Source organism: Clostridium celatum DSM 1785 (genome assembly GCF_000320405.1).
Taxonomy (GTDB): Bacteria; Bacillota; Clostridia; order Clostridiales; family Clostridiaceae; genus Clostridium; species Clostridium celatum.
The window spans coordinates 46,129-52,555 of the sequence record NZ_KB291600.1 but is presented as its reverse complement, the minus strand read 5'-3'; the positions used below and the strand labels follow the sequence as shown (position 1 = coordinate 52,555).

At 25.2% G+C, this 6,427-nt stretch carries 7 protein-coding genes; 5 read left to right on the top strand and 2 right to left on the bottom strand.

The genetic code is table 11. The features are described from left to right. Positions 1-66: 66 nt before the first annotated feature. Positions 67-1,968 (bottom strand): segregation/condensation protein A, encoded by a 1,902-nt coding sequence (locus tag HMPREF0216_RS00770; RefSeq protein ID WP_040418403.1) that lies wholly within the window; start codon positions 1,966-1,968, stop codon positions 67-69. A 508-nt stretch (positions 1,969-2,476) separates the two neighbouring features. Here HMPREF0216_RS00770 and HMPREF0216_RS16920 point away from each other — a divergent pair. From HMPREF0216_RS16920 to HMPREF0216_RS00765, 3 genes are all read left to right on the top strand, one after another. Then, entirely contained in the window at positions 2,477-2,629 is a 153-nt protein-coding gene (locus tag HMPREF0216_RS16920; protein ID WP_157464278.1) for a hypothetical protein, read from the top strand. 277 nt (positions 2,630-2,906) lie between these two features. Then, on the top strand, positions 2,907-3,074 hold the full coding sequence (locus HMPREF0216_RS16915) for a glycine zipper domain-containing protein (protein WP_005209951.1): 168 nt from the start codon (positions 2,907-2,909) through the stop codon (positions 3,072-3,074). 77 nt (positions 3,075-3,151) lie between these two features. After that, positions 3,152-3,520: a hypothetical protein gene (locus HMPREF0216_RS00765; protein ID WP_005209949.1), complete on the top strand. Its 369-nt coding sequence runs from the start codon at positions 3,152-3,154 to the stop codon at positions 3,518-3,520. A gap of 167 nt (positions 3,521-3,687) precedes the next feature. On the opposite strand, the gene HMPREF0216_RS00760 is transcribed toward HMPREF0216_RS00765, so the two are convergent. Then, entirely contained in the window at positions 3,688-4,863 is a 1,176-nt protein-coding gene (locus HMPREF0216_RS00760) for an AI-2E family transporter (RefSeq protein WP_005209947.1), read from the bottom strand. 414 nt (positions 4,864-5,277) lie between these two features. On the opposite strand from HMPREF0216_RS00760, the gene HMPREF0216_RS17270 reads away from it, so the two are divergent. Beyond that, positions 5,278-5,427: a hypothetical protein gene (locus HMPREF0216_RS17270; RefSeq protein WP_005209945.1), complete on the top strand. Its 150-nt coding sequence runs from the start codon at positions 5,278-5,280 to the stop codon at positions 5,425-5,427. 163 nt (positions 5,428-5,590) lie between these two features. Beyond that, entirely contained in the window at positions 5,591-6,355 is a 765-nt protein-coding gene (locus HMPREF0216_RS00755) for a hypothetical protein (protein WP_005209943.1), read from the top strand. Positions 6,356-6,427 lie beyond the last annotated feature (72 nt).

Below are 6,427 nucleotides of genomic sequence, written 5' to 3'. Positions count from 1 at the left end.
ATATTACACAAAATTATCTACAGTCTCTAGATAAACAATAAGTTCTACTGGATTTTTATTATTTTTCTAAATATCTAAAAGATTCTTTTTATATGATGAATACATGCTTCTTAATAAACTCATTTTATCTTCAAGTTCTAAATAAAGATCAGAAGCAAGTTCTAAATTGTTTTCTGAAATTGCATTTTTAAGTCGTGTGAATAGGCTCTCAGTTGAATTAGTATCTTTCATTATATAAAGTCTTAAGTCGTGAATTTGCATCCAATTAGTTAAATCTAAATCTAATGCTTTTTCACTATTATGAAGGCATTTACAGTTTCTTATTTCTGTAGTAAATTTATTAACTATTCTATGAGCAATTTCCATAGTCCATCTTTTCATAACTGCCATTCTAAAACTATTTATAAGTTGATCAGTTAATACACCGTTTCTTTTTAAAACTTCAACTTTTTCGGGATATTTATCTAAAGCCTTTATATTTTCATATATAGTTGCTGGAGCTTTGCTAAAGTACTTATTTCTTTCTTCTTCTGTAAAGTCTTCAAACACATCTTCTTCAGCTCTATATTTTCTATATTTTTCTAAATAGTCAGCTTCTTCACCATATTCTTTAGAAAGTTCAGCTAAAAGATCATCTTCTGATTTATTGTTTTTAATTGCATAAAGGATACCATCAAGCATTGCCATATAGCACACAGCTATAGTTATATATGCATTTGAGTGTGGATTTGGTGAACGAAGTTCAAATCTTGTAGCTAAAGGATTAGCTAAATCTCTTATAAGCCCAACTAATATTGATCTATTTCTAGATGGATTACTTGGAGATAATCCAAGAGAAGTAACTATGCAAACTGGAGCTTCAAATCCAGGTTTTAATCTTTTAAGAGAGTTATTAGTTGAAGATATAAATGGATTCATAACTTCATAATTTTTAAGTAATCCCATTAGAGAAGAGTAGCCAATAACACTTAGGAAATGGTCTTTAGTTGTATGGAATAAATTAATTCTCTTACCGTTTTTAAGTTTTAAGCTAATACCTAAATGAACATGCATACCAGAACCAGCAACTCCATCAAGTGGTTTAGCCATAAATGTAACGTCTAATCCATGCCTTCTATAAGTTTCTTGAACTAATATTTTAATAAATAATTCATTATCAGCTGCTTGAACAGCATCTGAATATTTCCAGTCAACTTCAATTTGTTCCATTACGTGATTGAAGTTACCAGAAGCATCAAGTTTAGCTCTAACTCCACCAACTTCTTTATGACCCATTTCAGGTTCAAATCCATAAGCTTCCATTAATAATAAACTTTCTTCTAATGCAGTACGAACCTTTCCTTTTGTTCTTGTCCAATATTGTTCATGAAGCACTTGAGAAGTAGATAATTCTTCAAGTTCAGCATCGCTATTTGGAGTTTTAACCCAAAATTCTAATTCCGTTGCAGAAGTTATAATTATTTCTTCAACCTCATCTTTAGTTAGGTCATATGCTTTTAAAACTTCAGGATGAGTGTCGAATATTTGCCATAACGTCTCTTTAAAAGTTTTAACTGCGTTGTTAAGAATATTTCTTGAATCTACAGGTTTATTATCATGATATAAAAAACAAGGAATTCTTAATGTTCCTACAGGTTTATTTGTTACAGTGTCTATAAAATCATAATTATAGTCAACAAACCATTTACAGTTTAAGTCTGCAACCATATCAACTTTTGCATTATTTAATGTTGCAATTCCAGGCAATACAACTGAAGAACCATCAGTTTGAACTGCAACTCCATGCATAAAAGAATCTAAATCACTTAGGAATAAGTTAACAGGAATCTTTTCATCAGTATCATTTCCAGAAAGATCTATTCCTACAAATGAAACAAATTTTATTTCGGGATGATTTAGTAGTATTTCTTTTACTTGCTCTTTTGTGTGATTTTCCTTTGGGATAGTATAAAGTAAGTTATTAATCATAAGCTTTAATCTCATAATATTACATCAGATAATGAATATATGAAATTTGGTCACATCCTTTCTTGTATAAAATTCGAATAAAATGGGTAAAAAGTAAGAAAATGTTCGTAATTTCCTTAAGGAAATTTTATTATATTAAACAGATACTGTCAATAAATTATTTTTCTAACAATCTATAGGTATAATATTAATAATATGATAAGGATTTAAAAAAAATTATACTAATTAAATGTATTTACAAATTATAACATAAATATTTATAATATAGATAGAATAATGTTTAAAAATGTATAAAAAAGTAAAATTTTAATGTGTTAAAGATAAATGGAAATATTTATTTTTGTATTAAGCATTAAATTAAGAATAATATTTAGTTTAAAAATGAAATAATTGGTAATAATAATCTATGTAATTAAATTATTAAAATATGGAAAGCCGAAAATATCTATACAGTAAATAATATCCATAGGTAAAAATAAATTGACAATGCAAAATGGAGGAGTATAAAATGGATAAAATCAGATGCCCAAAATGTGGAGAAATTATTACAGAAAATCCGGAGTGTGTTTCTACTGGGATTATAACTTGTGATGAATGTAAGGAAAAAGTAATTTGGAAGTGTGATGGTAAGGAAACTATAGCCAAGATATATACTTATTAATAAAATAAATATACCGTATATATAATTTGAATTTATTTGAGTTATATATATGGTATTTTTCTTTTTTAGTATAAAAGGAGAAATACTTATAAATAATTTTATAAATTCAAATTATATAACAGAAAATAAACTCTTTTTGATGGTGTATATTATAAAATATATGGCAGTAAAATATTAATATTGCAATTGATTTCTATTATATGGTAAAAATGATTTTGAAAGAATATAATAGATAGTAAACAGGTTAAATTTTTCGTTAATTAATTGGGGGATTAAAATGAGAAACAAAAATAACCAAGAAGATAAAGTGGTATTTTTACCTTTAGGAATAGCATTAGGAATCTCAACAGGTGTTTTCTTTAATGAGATATCTATTGGATTATGTTTTGGAATTTTAATTGGAGTTATAGCTGATTATGTAGTTAATCAAAATAGAAAAAAATAATTATTTAAAATTCTAAATGATTAGTAAAAATATTTAGGCAATAATCAAGAAATTTATAAGATGGGGGTAAAATAAAGATGAAAAAAGTGATGGCTTTATTAAGGTATGGGTTATATATATTGATTTGGACTATAATAGCTGGAGTTATTGCACTAATAATATCTAATAATTCTACATTAAATTATAAAGATGCAATATTTATAGAAGGAATATTATTAATTATAGTAGGCTTTTTTAGTTCTATGAGAGGAATATCTATAAGTTCAATAAATTTAATAGGACAAGATACTGGATCATCTTATAATAATTATACGAACCTTGAAGCTGCAAGGAGGGAGCAAGAAAAACCTGTAAATAAACTTAAGAAAAATTTAAGCATAGGGGTTAGTTACATCACGCTAATTATTGGGGGACTAATAACAATGCTAATAGGTTGTTTAATATAACTAAAAGTTAAAGTTAACCGAAAAAGTGCTGATATAATTTGACTATTATATCAGCACTTTTTCTAATCTAGCATTTAATATAATTTGATAGAAAATAGACTCTTAAGCGTTATTTCTAAAGGTGATATCGAAACTTTTTCCATATAATGTTGGATAGTAATATTACTTTATTGTTCGATAGTTATGTATTTTTCGTACCACATGTTAAATAATACTCTAATTGATGCTACAATTGGCACAGCAAGTAGCATTCCAAATAATCCACCTATATTTCCACCAATTAAAATTGCCATCATTGTAAATACTGGATGAAGTCCTACACTATTTCCTACTATCTTAGGAGCTAAGAAGTTATTATCAACTTGTTGAACAATAAGCATAGCAATAATAGCATAAAGTACTTTTATAGGTCTTCCGCTCAGTAACCCCATAATAGCGGCAAGAACAGTTCCAACAATAGGACCTACATAAGGAATAAGGTTGCATATACCGGCAATAATTCCTATTACCACAGCATAGTCTATTCTTACAATTGCAAGTGCAATAGAAGATAATGCACCAACAAAAAAGGCTTCTAATAATTGACCACGAATAAATTTTGAAAATACATCATTTATAACTTTAAATATTTTAATTATTTTATTTCCAAGAGAACTTCTTCTAAAAATTAGGTTATATAGTTTCTTCCACAAACCTATAAAATACTCGTAATCTTTTAAAATATATATACTTATAATTAAAGCTATGAAAAATGAAGCAATACTGCTACCAATAGACATTATATTTGATGTCATAGCACCTAAATTACTCATAATATAAGTTTGTAGTGCATTTACAATTTGAATAATATAAGGTTCAAGTGAATCAATAAAAGGAATATTTAAATTACGTAAAGTAGTTTCTATTGATGAAGTAGAAAATGAATTAGTGTTAAGATAGTTAGATATATCATCAATAATATTACTTATTGTTGGATTATTTGATAATTGTCCACCAATCATAAAGTAAATTCCCCAAAGAATTATTAAAATTACTCCTAAAACAAGGACGTAAGATGAAATAATAGATAATAATCTTCTATTATCATGCTTTTTTACTTTATAAAATGAATTTGTTCTTAAAAAGTTTTCTACAGCCTTAGTTAAAGGAAATAATAAGTATGCAATAATTAGAGCAATAATTAGAGGCTTTATTAAATTAAGACCATGGTGCAGAATATTTATAGTAGTAGTAAAAATCGTACCTATATTAGACATTATAGTAAGAGCTAAGTAGATAGCTATGGAAGTAAGACTAACATATAGGCAGTATTTAAGTAGCTTTTTATCATAATGTATTTTCATATTTTAAGTACCTCCTATTAAAAAATTTCCTAATTTTATAATATAAAATATAGTATAACATAAAGTTTGGAAAATTAGTTCTAAAACATATTTTTAATATAATTAATATAGCATTCATATTTACATAATTAGATAAACAGATATAATTATTACACTATATATCAGGTGGTTAATTTTTTAATATTATTAATTTTATTAAATTTAAAATATTAAGAAGGAGAAAATAAAGAAGTGTAGAATTAATAAAATATTGGAATATATAGAAAAAAATACAAATAAATTTTAAGTAAAGGTTACCAAAAAATTAATGAAATATGAATATTCTATAGAGTAACACATATAAAATACAAGGTAGAATATAAATTATAATATTGGAGATATTAAGTTTTATATTATTTTTAGGAGGATTATGGTATGGAAAATGTATATTCAAAGATTGATGTAAATGCTTATGTAGCAAAGTATATGGATGAGAATGGATGCAATTTAGATGAGGCATGTGAAGAATTAGGTATAGATCCATCAACAGTATTTACAAATGAAAAAAATGAAGAATTATCTTAAATAAAGATAGAATTTATTTTTAATAATAAAGTTATAATTGTAAGAAAATAATTACAATTATAACTTTATTTATTTATATTTACTTGAATAAATTTAATTGATATACTATAAGCGCCATAAGAAAAGAGTATCCCTCAATTATATACATAAGGAGAGAAAATAGTTGAAGAAAAAAACTAAAGAAACTATATTAATAGGTGCAGGATTGGTAATATTATCATTAGTATTACATTATATTCATATTTTACTTTTTAAAGATGTACATCACACACTAATATTTTTAGTAGCAGATATTGCATTTATACCAATGGAAGTATTCTTTACTACTATAGTAATTGATAGAATGCTTGAAAAGAGGGAAAAGGAGCATTTATTAGAAAAATTAAATATGCTTATAGGACTATTCTATACAGAACTTGGAACAAAACTACTTTCAGATATAGTGAAAGGTGATACACATGGAGTTATGGCTAATCATAGAACTATAACTGCAGATACTTGGTGTGGTAAATCTTTTTCTAAGTTACATAATGATATTTTAGAATATGATTATGAAATAGATATTAATAAAATTAATTTAAAAGATATAAGAAATAAATTAGATGAAAATAGGGATTTACTTATTAATTTAATTTCAAATGGAAATTTATTAGAGCATGAAACTTTTACAGAAATGCTAATGACTATAATGCATTTAAAGGAAGAATTAGATACTAGATATTCACCTGATATAGAAGAATATGAAATACAACATATAGAAAAAGACTTAATGGTTGTATATAAGTATTTAACTATAGAATGGGCTGAATATATGAAGTATCTAAGTAAAAATTATCCAAGTTTATATTGTAAGGCACTTATAAACAATCCATTTGATAATAGGGATAAAAAAGAAAAAGATAAGTGTTTTTTAGAAAATAATAAGTAAAATAAATTAAATATAAGACAAAAGCATAAAATAAATTTGTCTTATATTTTTTTGTGATAAAATATACATATA

What these genes read in the sequence shown, in the direction of transcription:
- HMPREF0216_RS16915 (WP_005209951.1), top strand. Translation starts at nt 2,907, where the DNA reads ATGAGAAACAAAAATAACCAAGAAGATAAAGTGGTATTTTTACCTTTA.
- HMPREF0216_RS16920 (WP_157464278.1), top strand. Translation starts at nt 2,477, where the DNA reads ATGGATAAAATCAGATGCCCAAAATGTGGAGAAATTATTACAGAAAAT.
- HMPREF0216_RS00760 (WP_005209947.1), bottom strand. Translation starts at nt 4,863, where the DNA reads ATGAAAATACATTATGATAAAAAGCTACTTAAATACTGCCTATATGTT.
- HMPREF0216_RS00770 (WP_040418403.1), bottom strand. Translation starts at nt 1,968, where the DNA reads ATGATTAATAACTTACTTTATACTATCCCAAAGGAAAATCACACAAAA.
- HMPREF0216_RS17270 (WP_005209945.1), top strand. Translation starts at nt 5,278, where the DNA reads ATGGAAAATGTATATTCAAAGATTGATGTAAATGCTTATGTAGCAAAG.
- HMPREF0216_RS00765 (WP_005209949.1), top strand. Translation starts at nt 3,152, where the DNA reads ATGAAAAAAGTGATGGCTTTATTAAGGTATGGGTTATATATATTGATT.